The organism is Streptomyces sp. NPDC002671, from assembly GCF_053592475.1.
Genome location: NZ_JBSFVU010000039.1, coordinates 1 through 15908 on the forward strand (window position 1 = coordinate 1; position 15908 = coordinate 15908).

Genomic DNA, 15908 nt, shown 5'->3' on the forward strand with positions numbered 1-15908 from the left:
TCATGCGCGTACACGAAGACCGTACGGCCCTCCACCGTGCCCCAGCCGGTGATCACACCGTCCGTGTACGGCTTCTTCGCCTCCAGACCGAAACCCGACGCCCGGTGCCGGCGCAGCTGCTCGACCTCCTGGAAAGACCCCGGGTCCAGGAGCAGCTCGATACGCTCCCGCGCCGTCAGCTTGCCCTTGGCATGCTGCGCCTCGGTCGCCTTCTCGCTGGGACCCGCCAGCGCCTCTGCGCGCACCATGTGCAGTTCCGCAACGCGTACGCGGGCAGCTCCCACCTCCCCCGAGGCCTGGGGTATGGAAATGTCATTCACCATGGTCACGGCGTGTCCCTCCTCGTGGTGCGGCCCGAAGAATCGATACGCCCCCAGCGCGAGCAACCGCCTGCGCGGGGCATGCATGGGGGTGCGGGCCGTACACAAATCAGCCATGGACGCTGGCGGCTCTACCGCCAGTTGTACGGGGAGCGGTAGGCGGCACGCGCCCGCTCCGGGCGCCACCGCGGGACGGCGGGGGTGCGCTCCGTGCCCGCATCTTCGCCCTGGGCGGCCAACAGTGAGAGCAACACAACGGTGACAGCGGCCAGTTCCTCGTGCGTGGCCCGGCCCCGATCCACCCGGATCGCAGCGTGCGCGCTGCTCGTCGGGCCGGCTCCCCCGTCGTCGAACCTTCTGTCCGTATCGCCCATGCCACCTCCTCTATTCGGCAACCGTGCGGCATGGCGCTCAAGAGGAGCTTTCGGCCCGCTGGAAGAGCACTGGCCCGGCTCAGTGCACGCGGTCGTGCGGCTGCTCCCCGTACGTCACGGAGGCCAGGACGCGGTCGGGGGCCGCCGCCAGCCACGGCAAGATGAGGGACCAGAACCGTGCCACGCGCTCGGCCGAGGGCCACTCCGTGTCCACCATGGCGATCACCTCGAACCCGACTGTGGCCGCGACGATCGTCGTCGTCGCGTCGTCGGCCGAGACATCCTGCGCCAATTCCCCCGCGTCCTGGGCCTGAAGGATCAGCTTGTGCACGAACTCGCGCCACCAGCGGAGCAGTTCCGCGTCGCTCTTACGGGACGGGTCGCCGCTCAGCCTGAATCCGGCGCGGACCACCGGGTCGTCGGCGGCGGCGGTCAGCAGGCCGAACACCGTTCGGACCAGCGACTGCAGCGCGGAGCCGGCCGCGCTGCGGCAGCCCTCGGCGAGCTGCTGCATGGAGTCCGCCGCCTCGGACTCCACCTCCTTGGCCAGGTCGTCCTTGCCGGCGAAGTGGAAGTGCAGGGCCCCGGCGCTCACCCCGGCGCGTTGGCTGATCACGGAAAGGGAGGCCATGGCATAGCCGTCGTCGGCGAACACTTCGGCGGCAGCGCGGATCAGAGCCTGACGCGTCCGCACCGCCCGCTCTTGCTTGGCCATCACGCCTCCTTTACGTGACCTGGGATATTAGCAAACCGCACGCTTGGTATGTTTATCAGATCGAGATCGCCCGTCGACCGTGCGGGCGCCTTCCTCCACCAAGCCTCCGCACACACCGGACAACGCCTCAACCTGCCGGAACACAACGGGACTCTGCCGCCCTGGGCCGGGGCGGCAGAGTCCCGTCGGTCCGACGGCGTCAGTCCGCCGGGGTCAGGATCACCGGCAGCTCGCGGTAGGTGTTCATCAAGAAGGTCGGCATGGGCTCCAGTTCCTCCGGGGAGCAGGCCAGCCGCATCCGGGGAAAGCGCTCGAACAGCGCGGTGAAGGCTTCGGTCGCCTCCACGTCGGCGAGCGGGGCGCCCATGCAGCGGTGCGTGCCGTACCCGAAGCCGATGCTGGTCTTCTCACGGTCCTCGCGCAGGAGGTCGAAGCGGTCGGCGTGTTCGCCGTAGCGCTCGGAGTCCAGGCCGCTGGCGGCGAAGTTGACGATGATCGGGTCACCCTTGCGGATCGCCACGCCGTCCAGGTCGATGTCCTCCACGGCGAACCGCATCGGCGCGTAGGCGACGGGCGTGTGCGCCCGCATGGTCTCGGCACACACATCCAGCCAGCTCGCCCGGCCCGCGCGGACGTGCTCCAGCTGCTCGGGGTGGCTCAGCAGCTCGCCCACCGCGTTGGTGATCAGGGCCGCGCTGGTGTCCTGCCCGCCTGCGACGAAGAGGAAGAGGGTGCCGAACAGCTCCTCCTCGCTCAGCCGGTCGCCCTGGTCGCGCGCCTCGATCAGCGAGGAGGTCAGGTCGTCACCGGGCTCGGCCCGTCTGACCGTCACATGCTCGGCCAGCAGCATGAACGCCTGCATCCGCGCGGCCTCCACCTCCTGGCCGGAGAGGCTGGTGCTGAAAACCTTCTTCAGCGCTTCGCACAGGACGTCCGTCTTCTCCCCCTGCGGGATCCCGAACAGTTCGCAGATGACCCGCATGGGCAGCACATCGGCGAAGGCGGCCCGCAGATCGACCGGCGTGCCTGCCGGGGTGGCGGCGAGCTCGTCCACGAGTTCGGCCGTGATCTCGGCGACCCGGGGGCGCATCCCCGCGGCCCGCCGCGCGGTGAACGCCCCATTGACCAGCCGGCGCAGCCGGGCGTGGCTCTCGCCATAGGTGAAGAGCATGTTCTCGTTGGCCACCCACGGATACAGCGGCCAGTCCTCGGTGATCTTCCCCTCGATGAACGCGGGCCAGTGCCGGCGGGCGTCTCTGGAGACCCGTGAGTCGGTCAGCAGCTGCTCGATGTAGCGCTGGCGGACCACGGCCCAGGCGGTGACACCCCCCGGCAACTCCACCTGGACGGCCGGACCCTGGGCCCGCAGCATCGCGGATTCGCCCGGCAGATCACGCCCCATCGCGTTCAGGGCATAAGGGCATGAAGTCGTGTTCACTGTCGTTTCTCCCCGGGTCTTGGTAATGCACACTTTGCGTTGCGCTGTGCCCAGGGGAGGGGTCCCCCGCCCTCCCCTCCGGGGGCGTACGGAATCCACGCCCCCCAACGACTGTTCATTTGTCGTGCTCTGCCCCTGGCGTCCTGCGTGGGCTCAGCCGCCGGCGCCGACCTGTTCGGTGGCCGGGACGATCTCGTCGTGCTCACTCTGCGCACGCAGCTTCAGGGCGGCCTCGTACACCCGAGCACCCCGGTCGGGGGCCGTGTCGAGCTGCATGAGCACCCCCGGGACGGCGATGCTGGCCATCATGTGCCGGTACAGGTCCGACACCCGTTCCGGCAGGTCGGCATGATTCGTCATGATCTTGGACAATACCTGTACGCCGGTGAACGCCCCGACCATCATCCGGGCAACGGCCGTCACCTCGATGTGCGGCAGCAGCTCCCCGTTCTCCTTGGCCTTGCGCAGGAGTTCGACGTCATGCTGGAGCCAGCCGCTCATCGGCACCTGCCGGTCCAGGCCGTCGTTCGGGGCGCCCTGATCCACCGTCAGGCGGATACTGCCCTGCACCACCGGGTCGCCCATAGCCAGGAGGTGGGCGAGCATGAACGCCTCGTCCATGCCCTGCTGGAGCATCAGCTCCTGCTGGGGCACGGCGGGAACCGCTGCGAGCTGGCCGGCCAGGACCGCCTGGGCCAGCTCCTCCTTCGAGGCGAAGTGGAAGTACAGGGCACCCTTGGTGACGTCGGCCCGGTGGAGGATTTCGGAGATCGTTGCCGCCTCGTATCCCACCTCGGCGAAGACCGCGGCGGCTGCGACGAGGATGGCCCGCCTCGTCCTGATGGCCCGTTCCTGCAGTGCCACGGCCACACACCTCCGCGCTGATCCCTGTGTCCGGAAAAAAATAAACCGGCAGGTTTGTATCCTGCCACCCCTCCGTCGCGTCATCAACTATCATCGTAACAATTGTCCATACATGCCCGTTTTGGTGGTTATGAGTTAACGACGGAGGCGTGAATTCAACTCGAAGCAAACCTGACGCCCGGTATTTTCCTACCTGACCGACGATAATATCTCGCTGGAGGCTTTTGGTCAGTCGCCTGGAATCGGGAATTCCGTTCATGATCGGCTCGGAACGCCTTTGAGGATGAATCGTTTGACGCTCGCACTTTGCTTGGATTTTACTTGATAAGAAAACCGGTAGGTCCGTATCTTCTGGCTTGCTGCACATCTTCGGATCTGCGACAACGGGGAGAGAGAGGGTCATGGCCCTTCTGACAGTCCAGCCCGGCACACGTCCCGCGTCCGACCACGGGGACGACGGGTCGGAGCCTCGGCCGGAGACTTCGCACGCAAGCGAAGAGGGGACACGCGCCGGCCCTGGAGGCATCGAGGCGGCACCCGCCCGGGAACTGGCCCGGCTCCTCTTCGGTCAGGGCGGCGAACGAGAGAAGATCCACGGCAGATGGCGCCGGCTGATCTCCACCGAAACGTTCCGACATACCCCGGACCGCTCCCCCGCCCAGCAGGCCGTCCAGGCCTACGACTGGTTGCGGCTGGTGAACGACAACGTTGCGGACCCCATAAGCCTCGCGGCAGACCCGGAGCTGCTGGCGAGCCTGCACGAGTGGACGGCGATCGTGGACGGCGGCGGGGGCCTCTGCACGGTGGCGAGCATCCACTACAACCTGTTCCTCGGCAGCCTGCTCGACCACGAGCCCGACGCCCGCCGGGACCTGTCCGAGTTCACCTCACTGCGCCGCATCGGCACGTTCCTGTGCACCGAGGTGGACCACGGCAACGACAGTACGGCGCTGGAGACCACCGTCGAACTCGACCGGGAGACCGGGGAGTTCATCCTCCACACACCGCACCCGGGCGCGCAGAAGTTCATGCCCAACACCAGTACCACCGGCGGCCCCAAGACCGCCGTGGTCGCCGCCCGCCTCCTCGTGGACGGCGAGGACCAGGGCGTGTTCCTGTTCCTGACCCCGCTGAGCGACGAGCGGGGCCTGCGGCCCGGCATCAAGGTGCGCAGGCTGCCGCTGCGGCCCGGCGCGCCCGTCGACCACTGCCTCACCTCCTTCGACCGGGTACGGCTGCCCCGTGAGGCCCTGCTGGAGGCCGAACACGGCCGGCTCGGCGACGACGGCACCCTGACCAGCAATCTGGGCAACCGCCGCAAGCGGTTCCTGCAGTCCATCGGCAGGGTCACCATGGGCAAGCTGTGCATGAGCGGCGCGGCCGTCGGCGCCTCCCGGGCCGCCCTCGCCATCGCCGTCCGCTACGGCGAGCACCGCGAGGTGAGCGGGCCGAAGGCGGGCGAGCGGATCCCGGTCAACAGCCACCGCACCCACCACAGTCGGCTGCTCAAGTCGCTGGCCACGGCGTACGCTACGACCTTCCTGCACCGCTCGGCGGTCTCCGCCTGGGCCCGGCACACCGAGGAGAACCGCGCCGAGGTGGAGCGCCTGGTGGCCGTCGCCAAGGGGTGGATCACCTGGCAGGCCCGTTCCATCACCGTCGAGTGCCGCGAACGGTGCGGCGCCCAGGGCCTGTTCGCGGTCAACGCGCTGATCGGCTTCCCGGAGTACGTCGAGGGGACCATCACCGCCGAGGGCGACAACCTGCTGATCTGGTCCAAGGCGGCGGCGGAGCTGCTGTTCGGCCACGAGGCCGCCTCCGGTGCGGCCGAGCCGGGCACACCGGAGGAGCTGGCCGACCCCCGGTATCTACGCGCGCTGCTCGCACACGCCGAGGCCGTCTGGCAGGCACGGGCCCGGGTCGCCCTGCGCCGTGGCCCCTCCAAGGACCCGGTGGCCCGCTGGAACAAGTCGTCCTCGGCAGCCCTGGAGATGGTCGCCGTGCACGCCCCGCTGCGGGCGGCCGACGCCTTCCTCGAGGCGGCCGAGCGGGCGACGGACCCCGAGGCACGGAACCTGCTGGAGAAGCTGTGCACGCTGTTCCTGCTGGACCAGCTCGCCGGCCACACCGGTGATCTGCTCGCCGAGGAGCACCTGAGCGCCGATCAGGTCCGCGAACTGCCGTTCGTCGTGGACGAGGTCATGGACGACCTGGCCCCGCACATGACGACCCTGGTCGACGCCTTCGACCTGCCCGAGGAGTACCTGTCGGCCATACCCATAGCCAACAGCGGCAGCGTCAGCCTGGCCGACTACGCGGGCGACACCGAGTACGCGGGCTCCGCGTCCTGAACCACCCTCTATTACGGCGTAATAGCTCCGGGAGCAGCCGACGGGCCACCATTACGCGAGCTATTACGCCGTAATAGCTCGCCCTACAGCGGCAGCGGCAGTCCCTGGTCCGGCGAGGAACACGTCCCGCCCTCGGAACGTTCCGTCTTGCGCCCCTTGCTGCCCGGGGCAAGCGTGCGCGGGTCGATGGCCTCGGCGGGCGCCCCGGTCGCGTACAGCCCGCCGGGGACGGTGTCGCGGTCGTGCGGCAGCAGCCAGAACACCCGGCGGCGGAACGTTCCGGAGGACCGGGACGCCTTGGCGTCGGGGCTGAGCTGGGCGTAGCCGACCATCCGGCCGTCGCGGTGATAGGCGGGTCTTCCCCGGCGCGTGGGCAGCCGGTCCAGACTCTGGCGTACGTAGTCCAGCTTGCCGACGTCCTCAAGCCAGACGATCTCGGCCTCGTGAGCGATCTCGGCCTCTTCTATGAGGGCGCTCATGGTGTCTCCTCGTCGGCAACCAGTCCGATGCCCGGGTAGTACTTACGCTGGTTGGACAGGATCATGTCCTTCGGAGACGCCAGCCCCACCACTTCGCGGACGCGCGCCGCGAATGCGCGGGACGAAACCGCCGGAGCCCCTTCCTCATTCTGGCACCACGTCTTGTAAGCCGCGTAGAGCTGCGTCTGTTCCGCACGGAAATCGGGGCCGATTCGGCACGACTCGAAGAGGAATCTCCCGGTGTGGTCCTCGGTCTCCGCGTACGCCGTGGTGGCGATCCTCACCCTCTCCGGCCCGGTGAGGTCCTTGTCCCCGCTCAGATAGCGGCGGGCGCCCTGGATCAGCCAGTTGAGGATGCCGGGGCCCTCCTCGGTGACGAGGATGTCCGCCAGGTTGTCGATCTTGCGGTCGTCGGAGACCACCCGCTCGAACGGGATGAGCCGCATCCGGCGCCAGAACGCGAAGCCTCCGGTACCCACTTCGGGCCGGTGGTTGCCCAGCAGCCACAGCTTGTGCGTGGGCTGGAAGCTGAAGAAGTCCTGCCGCATCCGGCGCGCCTTGATCCGGTCGCCGCCGGTCAGCAGCTTCACCCGGGCCTCGTCGAACCGGTCCCCCGGCTTGACCTCGCTGCACACGATGACCCGCCGCCCGTGCAGTTCGGCCAGGTCGGTCGGGTGCCCCTCGTACGAGCGCGCCATCAGAAAGCCGGGCGGGGCCGCGTCGGCGTAGTCACCGACGAGCTTCATCAGCACGTCCAGCAGCACCGACTTGCCGTTCTTGCCGGAGCCGAACAGGAACGGCATCACCTGACCGCCGACGTCGCCGGTGATGGAGTAGCCCAGCAGCAGCTGCAGGAAGCCGACCATCTCGGCGCCCTCGGGCTCCTCGCCGAAGGTGTCGGTCAGGAACCGGTCCCACAGCGGCGTGGGCACCGGCTCGGGGGCGGCGGTGGTGGAACGCGAGTGGAAGTCCTTCTCCGGGTCGGGGGTGCGCAGCAGCCCGGTGCGCAGGTCCACGATGCCCGCGGGCGTGCACAGCGCGTACGGGTCGGCATCCAGCCGGGCCGCGTTGAGGACCATGCCGGGGGCGGACTTGGCCTGGACGAGCAGGGCGGTGAGGCCGCTGGTGCTCAGCGTGCGGCGCCGGTGCTGCACCAGCACCTCGGACGTGTGCACCCCGTTCGGGTCCTGGGCCGCGAACGACTCCGCCATGTCGCCCGCGGCCCACAGCACGGTGTCGTCCTCGTCCATCTGCCAGCGGGTGCCGTCCCAGCGGTACCAGCCGAGTCCCGGCACATGCCGGTAGTCGTTGGCGTACAGCTTCACGAACAGCTTCGCGTTGCCGCGGTCGCTGAGGCTGTCGGGCACCAGACCGTCGGCCGTGGCCCTGCCGTCCCCGCCGTGCGGATCCGGCACGTGCACGACGTCGTCCGTCCGTGGCGCGGAGGCCTGCCGGGGCAGCTGGGCCTGCTGTTCGGCGATGATCCGGGCGGCGATCGCCCGGGGGTCGAAGAGCGTGTCCCCGTCGCTGACTTCCTCGGGTACCTCGTCGTCGGGCGTCATGCGGCCCCTCCCGGTGTGAAGGGGCGTGTCCGCCCGGCACTGAGCCCGCTGCGGATGATGGCGCCACAGCGCCGCTCCTGCCCCGGCCGGGCGTACTCGGCGGCCTCGGTGAGCACCTGCTCGGCGTCGGCCTCGCTCAACTGCCCGGCGGCGACGAGCCCTCCGGCGGTGTAGGCGGCCCGGTTGAGCTTCTCCGAGAAGGCGGCTCCTTCGGGTACGGCGGCACAGGCGGTCACCTCGGCCAGTACGGCGTTCAGGGCGCGTCTGGCGGCGGAGCCGGCGCCCCTGGCCTCGAGGACGGCCTGCCGGGCGCGGGGCGGCACCGGCCGGGGCCCGGGCAGCCCTGCGGCGGGCAGATGCCCGGTGCGCTCCAGCTCACCGGCCAGCCAGGCAGGCAGCGGGGCGGGTTCGCGTCCGGCGTCGACAGGCTCGTACACGCCCGCCTCGGTGACGGTGCCGGGCGCGACGATGTAGCCGCCGTGCGCCCGTACATCGACCTGCCAGGCCAGCGAACGGCCGCCGCCCGAGCCCGTGGAGCACTGCCAGCGCTGCCCGCGCGGGGCCCGGTACCAGACGTGCAGCCCGCCCGAGGGCGTACGCACGCGCAAGGTGGTCTCGTCGTCCGCGGGGCTGTCCGCACCGCGCAGAGCGGCCAGTACGGCGATGGTGTGGAAGCCGTCGGCGAGCCCGGTCAGGTCGACGGCGGCGGAGATGGTGATGCCGGGCAGCAGCCGGTCCCGGCCCGGCAGTCGGGTCGTATGGGCATCGATGTCGATGACGACCAGCCCGGCCGGGCCGCACGCGACGCCCACGCCGAAGCCCGGGTTGGCGCCCCACCACTGCTCGATCCGGGCCGGGTCGAGGGTGGCGGCCCGGAACCCGTGACACCAACGCCCGGCGGCCGGGCACGCGCACTCCCGGTAGCTGTGCCCCGGCTCCCGGCAGTCCTCGCAGTTGCCCGCGGGCGTCTTGCGGCCGGGGGCCAGCGGGTGCACCGGCCATCCCTGCCCGGCGCACCACTGTGCGGTGGCCAGGGCCCGCCCGGGCCCCTGCGGACCGGGACGCGGCTGCGGTTGCCTTGAGTCGCTGCGGGAAACCGGCAGCTCAGGCACCATGCGCATCCCCCCACCAGCGACCGAAGCGACTCAACGTTTGAGACAGGTTAGCGAACCAGAGGAACCGCAGGGGACACGAGCCGAAGCAAAACAGTCGTGTGTCTCCAGCGATCCACGAGCTACTGAAGCCATCTGACCCAGCGACTGAGGAAGTTTCAGTCGCTGTCTGGGTAGCTCAACGAATCCGCAGGTCAAAGGGTACGCACAAGCCAAACAGCGACTGAAGCGACTCAAGGCCCCTATGTATGACGCCAGCGCGCGCACACGCACACGCACGCGCCAATGTCGTTATATATAGCCTCCTTGAGTCGCTTCAGTCGCTAATCGGGCCTTAAACCCAACTTGACCTGCGGTTTTGTTCAGCGACTCAAAGCGACTCAGAAAACCTTCGGTCGCTGTTTTTCGGTAGCTGTTCAGTCGCTGAGGCCCTCGACCCCCTCAGCGGGCCCGCCGAGGGGCTCTTCCAGCGACTCAGGGCAGCGACTCAACGAAACGGGGCAGCGATCCAGCGACTCAAGCAACTCTTCGGCGCCTCTGGAGGACTGGAGCCAGGGCTCCCCGTCTCCGGGCGCGGGTCGCTTGAGTCGCTTCGGTCGCTGCGTCCGCCGCCGCCGGCTGCCCGACGAGGGCTATTACGGCGTAATGGCCCTCCCCCACGGCCCGGCTGACGCAGGATCGCCGGACCGTACCAGCCAACTTTCCCTAGCTAACGTGTCGCAGGAGATTTTGAGCAAGCGCGTTAGTAAGGTAGCCGCATGAGTTCTCCAGCCACCTCCAGCGACCGTGAGAAGGTCGTCTCCAAGTTGCCGGGTCGGCTCCGTCAGGACCTCAAGGTCAGAGCCGCCCAACACGGGCTCGACATCCAGAGCGCCGTCGAACAGGGCATCACCGCCTGGTGCGGCCTCGCTTCCGCCCGCGAGCCCGTGGACACCTCGGGCGCCGACTCCTTCTCCACCTTCCTCCCGCAGGGCCAGTGGGACGACTTCAAGCGCACCGCCGCCGACCGGGGCGTCTCCCTCATCCAGGGCCTGGCCCAGTCCGTGAAGCTCTGGCTGGACACCAACCCCGCCCCGGACGTCGTACGCCCCGCCGTCACCCGGCGCATCATCGTCTGCAACCAGAAGGGCGGTGTCGGCAAGACCGCCATCACCGCGGGCACCGGCGAGGCGATGGCCGAGGACCCCAACAAGCTCTACCCGGTCCGCGTCGCCAAGCAGCTCGTCGCCGCCCTGCGTGCCGTCGAACAGGCGGACAATCTGGAGGCGGCCGACGACCCGCTGGACATCGAGAACCTGCCCGGCCTCGGCATGCGCGTCCTGCTGGTCGACTTCGACCCGCAGTGCCACCTGACCAACCAACTGGGCGCCGCTCCCCTGCCGATGAACGGTGACAGCCTCACCAACCACATGGCGGGCGACCCCAAGGGCGACCTGCGCGATCTGATCGTGGCCGTCGACGAGGACACCTTCGACGGCCGGCTGCACCTCCTGCCCGGCTGCAACGACGCCTTCCTCCTCGACGTACGCCTGTCCGCCGTCCGCGCCCGGGAGGCCGCCCTGGAGCGGGCCCTCGCTCCGCTGGAGCCCTATTACGACGTAATCATCGTCGACTGCCCGCCCAGCCTCGGCCTGAGCATGGACGCCGCCGCCTACTACGGCCGCCGCCGCGACAGCGAGAAGCCGGGCCAGTCCGGCGCCCTCATCGTCGTCCAGGCCGAGGACAGCTCCGCCGACGCCTACGAACTACTCACCACCCAGATCGAGGACCTGCGGGCCGACCTGTCCCTGGAGATCGACTACCTCGGCATCGTCGTCAACCTCTACGACGGCCGCCGCGGATACATCGCCACCTCCTCCCTGCAGGGCTGGGTGGACATAAAGGATCCACGCGTCGTGGGTCTCGTCGGCGACCTCAAGGAACAAAAAGAAGCCGTCCGCATGAAGCAGCCCCTCCTGTCCTACGCCCCCAAGTCCCAGCAGGCCGTGAGCATGCGCGCCCTCGCCCGGGAGATCTCATGACGAAGAAGGCCGACCAGCTGGGCGCCGGCCGCTTCGGAGCCTCGGCCCGTCCCGTCAGCGCCCGCCGCGCTGCCGTGGCGGCTGCCACCGGAGTCCCCACGGACGGGATCGCCCCGCCCACCGAACTCCCGCCCCACCGCATCAGCCCGAACCCCGACAACCCGCGTTCGTCCCTCGGCGACCTCACCAACCTTGCGGGCAGCCTCGCCACCCACGGCCAGAAGCAGGCCATCACGGTCATGAACCGCGACGCCTATCTTCAGGCCAACCCTGCCCACGAGGCCGACCTCGAACCCGACACCTATTACGTCGTAATCGACGGCAGCAGCCGCCTGGCCGCCGCCCGGGAAGCCGGACTCGCCACGGTCAAGGTGATGGTCAGCGACGACCAGGGCAGCACCTCCGAGGAACTCCTCGAATCAGCCCTGGTCGCCAACATCCACCGCCAGGACCTCGACGAACTCGACGAGGCCAGGGCCCTCCATCGCCTCCTCGCCATCCACGGCAGCCAGACCGCCCTCGCCAGGCGCCTGCACCGCTCCCAGGGCTGGGTCTCCCAGCGCCTGGCCCTGCTCAATCTCACCCCGGAACTCCAGTCCCGCATCGGCGAGGAGCCGATCGACCTCCTGCGCGCGGTGGGCAACAAGCCGGCCGAGCGGCAGGAGCAGGCCCTGGAGGACCTGAAGGCGGAACGCGCCCGCAAGGACGCCCAGAAGCAGGCCAGGCAACCCGAGCCCCATGACGAGCCCGCGCCCCACCCCGACCCCGAGCCACCTCATGCCGACCCCGAGCCCCATTACGACGTAATAGAGGAAACTCCCCCACCGCCCGTCTCCCCCCACCAGGAGACACCTCCGCCACAGGAGACCTCGGTCCCCGAACCCCGCGGTACGGAGTCACTGTCCACCGGCAACCCACCGAAACTCCCCTACGACGACGGTGCCTTCCTCGCGATGCACCTCATCCGCAAGATGACGGGCACCGAGTTCGACAAGATGCTCCGCATCCTGAACGAGCATCAGCACCAACGCCTGGCCCCCACGGCCACCGACAACTGAACACCGATGCAAGGGGCCCCTGCCACTCCCGGCAGGGGCCCCAGTGCATGGGTCTCCGTGCCCGCCCACCCTGAACTACCGGGATACGTGGCTGATGCCGTCCCTGGTTGCTGGAAACACACGCGTGCCTGGTCGTCCGGCGCACCCACCGCTGTGGCGGGCTTTCGGTGGCCGGGGTCAAAGGGGGCCGGAACAGGGTCACTCCACCATCAACGGCACACCGGGTGTGCCGAACTGCCCAAGCCCTTCGCGGCTTTCCCGCACCCAGCAACGGCGGGTTTCCCACAGTAAGAGAGCACCCCGCCCTTAAACCCCATCTGACCTGCGAAAACGCCCCCTCCGACCAAGATCTGCGGAACTGCCAGGCAGTTCCGCCAGCAGCGCAGGGGGTTCCTGGGGACTGGGCACCACGATCACAGGAACCGGGTAAATTGACCTCACGTTCATGAAGGCAGCGCTGAGGCGGCCCCGGAACACCCTTCTCCGGGGTCACTTGAGCATCGCTAGAGAACCCCTGGAGATGTTCAGCGACACAGCCTGCCGGGCAGGGTTCATCGACTTCCTGCTCATGTACGTTAAGTTCATCTGGTCGGCCAGACAGCCGTCCTCATGACCACACCAGCAACCAGGCACGGAGGCCCCTTTTGGGAACAGCGCGCAGACTGCTGGACGCCGACACCGGTGAGCTGGTCCCCTATGCTCCGTACGCCTTCTCCGGACGGCACACCCAGGTCGACAAGGCCCGCGTGGAGGCGATCACCGAGAGCAAGGCCTTCACGCCCAGTCAGAAGTTCCTCGTGTTGTGGTGGATCGGCGTCTCCCCGGAAGGCATGGAGCCGCTCAAGGCCACCGGCGCGGACATTGCCAAACGAGTCGGCATGTCCACCGACGCCGTAGGGAAGATCAACCGGAAGCTGGCCAAGCACCGCATCCTGATCGTGCGGGGCAGGATCGGCAACTACAACTTCTACCGGATCAGCCCGTACATTGCCTTCCACGGAACGGGAATCGAGCAACGGGAAGCCATCAAGACCTGCAACCCGCCGGACATCCCCGGATTCGACGAGTCAACCCCTGCCAGGTGGGAGGCCAAGTGAACAACACCAAGGACATGACCCTCCGCCTGCTGGAGCACACGGCCGGTCTGCCCGCGAACCAGCGCCTGATCCTGATGCTCTACGCCGCGCACCCCACTGACCGCGCCGGCACCGTCAGCAAGACGGCTGCCGAGCTTGCCGAGGTCCTCGGCATGTCGCCCACGGTGTTCTCCCGCACCCGCCGCCAGGTCGTCGAGGCCGGCTGGCTGGAGGAGTCCGAGCGCCTGGGCCACATCCGCTACTACCGGCTGAGCGCCAAGGCCACTGGCGAGGACGTCGTCGTACCCCTGCGCCGAGCCACCTGAGCCGATCCGGCGGTCGTGGCTGATGAACCTCAGGTCAATCAGCCACGACCGCCAGGACGCCTCGCTTGCCCTCACATCCATCACCCCGGCTCCCGCCCCTATTACGGCGTAATAGAGGAGACACCGCCCGACGCCGCCCCGCCGGCCGTCCGCGTCGCCGGCCGTCCGCGTCGCCCGCCCTCGCCGAACGGCTCGGCGTACTATCCGGGCATCGGGCTGCTGGGTGACGGCGACGAGGAATCGGCATGAGTTCTCTCATCAGTGACGACGAGATCAGTCACGAAACCGAACTCGTGTGGCTGGAGGAGGTCAGCGAGTTCGACTACGTACGGCAGCGCCTGGACCGCCTGCCCACGCGTCGCGGCAAGCCCCCGTACCACCGCGCCGGCCGGATCGTCGGGTACGCCCTCCTCGGGCCCGAGGCCAAGCCCTCGCGCGCCTCGGGGACGTTCCGCCGCCGCGTCTTCTGGCTCCAGCCGCACGACCGCCCCCTCGACCCCGACGGCCTCTACGCCACCGGAGCCCCCGCGGAAGCGGTCGACCCGCGCACCCTCGCCCCCGGCAGCAAGGGCCGCAAGACCGAGCGCTCCGAAGGCGGCCCCCTGTCCTCGGTCAAACGCGCACCCGCTATTACGACGTAATAGCCGGGCCGACGCGCGTACCGCGGAAGTTGTACGACGGCTCTGCTACAGGGATTACGCGCGTTCCCACACGGCCGCCCGAAGCATGACGAGTGGCCCGGCTACGCGTCAGGAGTCGGCCTTGACGGCTCCGATCGGGATGCAGTTATGACCTGAGAGTTGCGCCTCGCAGAGGGAGGCGCCGGTCAGGTCGGCCTTCTCCGAGACAAGCTGCCATACCCAGTGGTAGTACACGGTGTTCGCCTGCAGGGTGCCGAACACCGGGTCGATGCCTTCGACGCCGTCACCGCCGTAGAGCATCTGATCCTCGGTCAAGTAGGACGTCGCGTTGTCGATCACGTCCCCGATGTTCTGGTCCTTGTCTGCCTTCAGGCTGGGGTACTCGATCCCCAGTTCCGCGTAGGGCGCGTGGATGCTGCGGTTTTGCGGCTCGGCCTCCACCCGCAGCAGCACAGCCAGCGCCTTCGTTCCGGCCGGTGGCGGGTTGTCCGGCAGATCCACCATGGTCTTGGCGTTCAGGATCTGCACCTTGTACGTGTAGTCACCGTGCACATGCAGCACCGACGGACGCGCGGGGGGCAGCTTGAGCGGCGACGGCTGGTCGGTCGGGTTCTTGCCCGGCGAGGGGGCCTGAGCCGTTTCCGTCGGTCCTGCTCCTTGGGAACGTGCCGTGGCATGGTTGCCGCAGCCCGTCAGTGCGCTGATGACAACGACTACTGCACACGCCCACCGCTTGGGCGCAGGTATCCATCGATCTCCGCTCACGTTTCCTCGTTCCCAGCACATCAGCAGCTCAGTAGGTGATCAGCCTATTCGGTGCCTCGGATACACGCTGATCATCGCCACGGTGGCCACCGGATCCGCAGACGATCCACACACCAAAGAGCTCCACCCCGCACACAGCGGGATGGGGCTCGAGAGGCCACAGGCCTGTTCACCCCGCTGCACGACGACCGCCGCGAGGTCGAACTCCTGGAATGCGCGCCCCAGGGAGGCCTGCTGGCCAGCGTCGCGTCCCTTTGCCGCGTCCAAGGGCGTGGCACCGCCGAGCACGTACTCGAAGGGGCGCTCGGGCTCTGCCGCACGGTGCTTGCGTACGTAGCCGACCAGTTCCCGTACCTCCGCCACATCGGGCACATGTCCATGCCGGGCCGTCTCGAAGAGCGGCACTGCGCCGTCCCACCGTGCTGCCCGCCGCATGGGCGGGCGACGCGGCCAGAACCCCCCGATCCAAACCGGCGGACCGGGCCGCTGCACGGTGGCGGGCAGCAGTGTTACGTCCTCCCGGACCTCGTAGTGGCGGCCGTGGTGGTTCACCGGTTCTCCGGACCAGAAGCGCTTCAGCACCTCCAGTCCCTCGTCCAGTCGCTCGGCGAGGAGACGTGGCTCGGCGGCGTCGCCGAAGCTGCGGTATTCGTCCTCGATCGGACCGCCCAGGCCGGCGTCGAAGATCACCCTGCCGTCGCTGAGGTGGTCCAGGGTGGCCACTTGGCGGGCGAGTTGCTGCGGGCGGTAACGGGGGACCGGCGTCAGCAGGGTGCCCAGCACGTGGTCCCAGACTGTGAACGGTC

Annotated in this window: 16 protein-coding genes; 6 read left to right on the forward strand and 10 right to left on the reverse strand. The window is 68.8% G+C overall.

What is annotated here, in order from left to right; genetic code table 11:
• The 5 genes from ACWD35_RS37680 to ACWD35_RS37700 form a co-directional block, all read right to left on the reverse strand.
• Positions 1-323: carboxyl transferase domain-containing protein (locus ACWD35_RS37680; RefSeq protein ID WP_451355926.1), on the reverse strand; the 323-nt coding region annotated here is incomplete at its 3' end.
• Positions 324-451: 128 nt separating this feature from the next.
• On the reverse strand, positions 452-694 hold the full coding sequence (locus ACWD35_RS37685) for an acyl-CoA carboxylase subunit epsilon (RefSeq protein ID WP_451355883.1): 243 nt from the start codon (positions 692-694) through the stop codon (positions 452-454).
• A gap of 79 nt (positions 695-773) precedes the next feature.
• Positions 774-1409: a ScbR family autoregulator-binding transcription factor gene (locus ACWD35_RS37690; RefSeq protein WP_451355884.1), complete on the reverse strand. Its 636-nt coding sequence runs from the start codon at positions 1407-1409 to the stop codon at positions 774-776.
• Positions 1410-1608: 199 nt separating this feature from the next.
• Positions 1609-2847, reverse strand: coding sequence for a cytochrome P450 family protein (locus ACWD35_RS37695; RefSeq protein WP_451355885.1), 1239 nt, complete (start codon positions 2845-2847; stop codon positions 1609-1611).
• A 153-nt stretch (positions 2848-3000) separates the two neighbouring features.
• Complete coding sequence (locus ACWD35_RS37700) at positions 3001-3711, reverse strand: ScbR family autoregulator-binding transcription factor (protein ID WP_451355886.1); 711 nt, start codon at positions 3709-3711, stop codon at positions 3001-3003.
• A 401-nt stretch (positions 3712-4112) separates the two neighbouring features.
• Here ACWD35_RS37700 and ACWD35_RS37705 point away from each other — a divergent pair, with 401 nt between their 5' ends.
• Positions 4113-6062: an acyl-CoA dehydrogenase family protein gene (locus tag ACWD35_RS37705; protein ID WP_451355887.1), complete on the forward strand. Its 1950-nt coding sequence runs from the start codon at positions 4113-4115 to the stop codon at positions 6060-6062.
• An 83-nt stretch (positions 6063-6145) separates the two neighbouring features.
• Here ACWD35_RS37705 and ACWD35_RS37710 read toward each other — a convergent pair whose 3' ends face one another.
• From ACWD35_RS37710 to ACWD35_RS37720, 3 genes are read right to left on the reverse strand one after another with little or no spacing between them, the layout of a single operon-like run.
• Positions 6146-6541 (reverse strand): DUF6009 family protein, encoded by a 396-nt coding sequence (locus ACWD35_RS37710; RefSeq protein WP_451355888.1) that lies wholly within the window; start codon positions 6539-6541, stop codon positions 6146-6148.
• Positions 6538-8103, reverse strand: a complete 1566-nt coding sequence (locus ACWD35_RS37715) for a DNA primase family protein (protein ID WP_451355889.1) — start codon at positions 8101-8103, stop codon at positions 6538-6540. The genes ACWD35_RS37710 and ACWD35_RS37715 overlap by 4 nt, the downstream gene beginning before the upstream one ends.
• A complete protein-coding gene (locus tag ACWD35_RS37720; protein ID WP_451355890.1) occupies positions 8100-9098 on the reverse strand; it encodes a bifunctional DNA primase/polymerase in 999 nt (332 codons plus the stop codon). Before ACWD35_RS37720 ends, ACWD35_RS37715 begins: the two co-directional genes overlap by 4 nt.
• An 875-nt stretch (positions 9099-9973) precedes the next feature.
• Between ACWD35_RS37720 and ACWD35_RS37725 the strand changes: the two genes are divergently transcribed.
• The 5 genes from ACWD35_RS37725 to ACWD35_RS37745 all read left to right on the forward strand — a co-directional run bounded on the left by ACWD35_RS37725 (position 9974) and on the right by ACWD35_RS37745 (position 14337).
• On the forward strand, positions 9974-11236 hold the full coding sequence (locus ACWD35_RS37725) for a ParA family protein (protein ID WP_451355891.1): 1263 nt from the start codon (positions 9974-9976) through the stop codon (positions 11234-11236).
• Entirely contained in the window at positions 11233-12294 is a 1062-nt protein-coding gene (locus ACWD35_RS37730) for a ParB/RepB/Spo0J family partition protein (RefSeq protein ID WP_451355892.1), read from the forward strand. Before ACWD35_RS37725 ends, ACWD35_RS37730 begins: the two co-directional genes overlap by 4 nt.
• 644 nt (positions 12295-12938) lie before the next feature.
• Positions 12939-13391: a MarR family transcriptional regulator gene (locus tag ACWD35_RS37735; RefSeq protein WP_451355893.1), complete on the forward strand. Its 453-nt coding sequence runs from the start codon at positions 12939-12941 to the stop codon at positions 13389-13391.
• Between the two features lie 14 nt (positions 13392-13405).
• Positions 13406-13696, forward strand: coding sequence for a replication initiation protein, RepL2 (locus ACWD35_RS37740; protein ID WP_451355927.1), 291 nt, complete (start codon positions 13406-13408; stop codon positions 13694-13696).
• Positions 13697-13941: 245 nt separating this feature from the next.
• The gene (locus tag ACWD35_RS37745) at positions 13942-14337 is read left to right on the forward strand and encodes a DUF6009 family protein (protein WP_451355894.1); all 396 of its coding nucleotides are present in this window, start codon (positions 13942-13944) and stop codon (positions 14335-14337) included.
• Positions 14338-14445: 108 nt separating this feature from the next.
• Here the strand turns inward: ACWD35_RS37745 and ACWD35_RS37750 are convergent, their stop codons facing one another.
• Both ACWD35_RS37750 and ACWD35_RS37755 read right to left on the reverse strand, forming a co-directional pair.
• Positions 14446-14865, reverse strand: a complete 420-nt coding sequence (locus ACWD35_RS37750; protein WP_451355895.1) for a hypothetical protein — start codon at positions 14863-14865, stop codon at positions 14446-14448.
• A gap of 276 nt (positions 14866-15141) precedes the next feature.
• Complete coding sequence (locus ACWD35_RS37755) at positions 15142-15885, reverse strand: LLM class flavin-dependent oxidoreductase (protein ID WP_451355896.1); 744 nt, start codon at positions 15883-15885, stop codon at positions 15142-15144.
• Positions 15886-15908 lie beyond the last annotated feature (23 nt).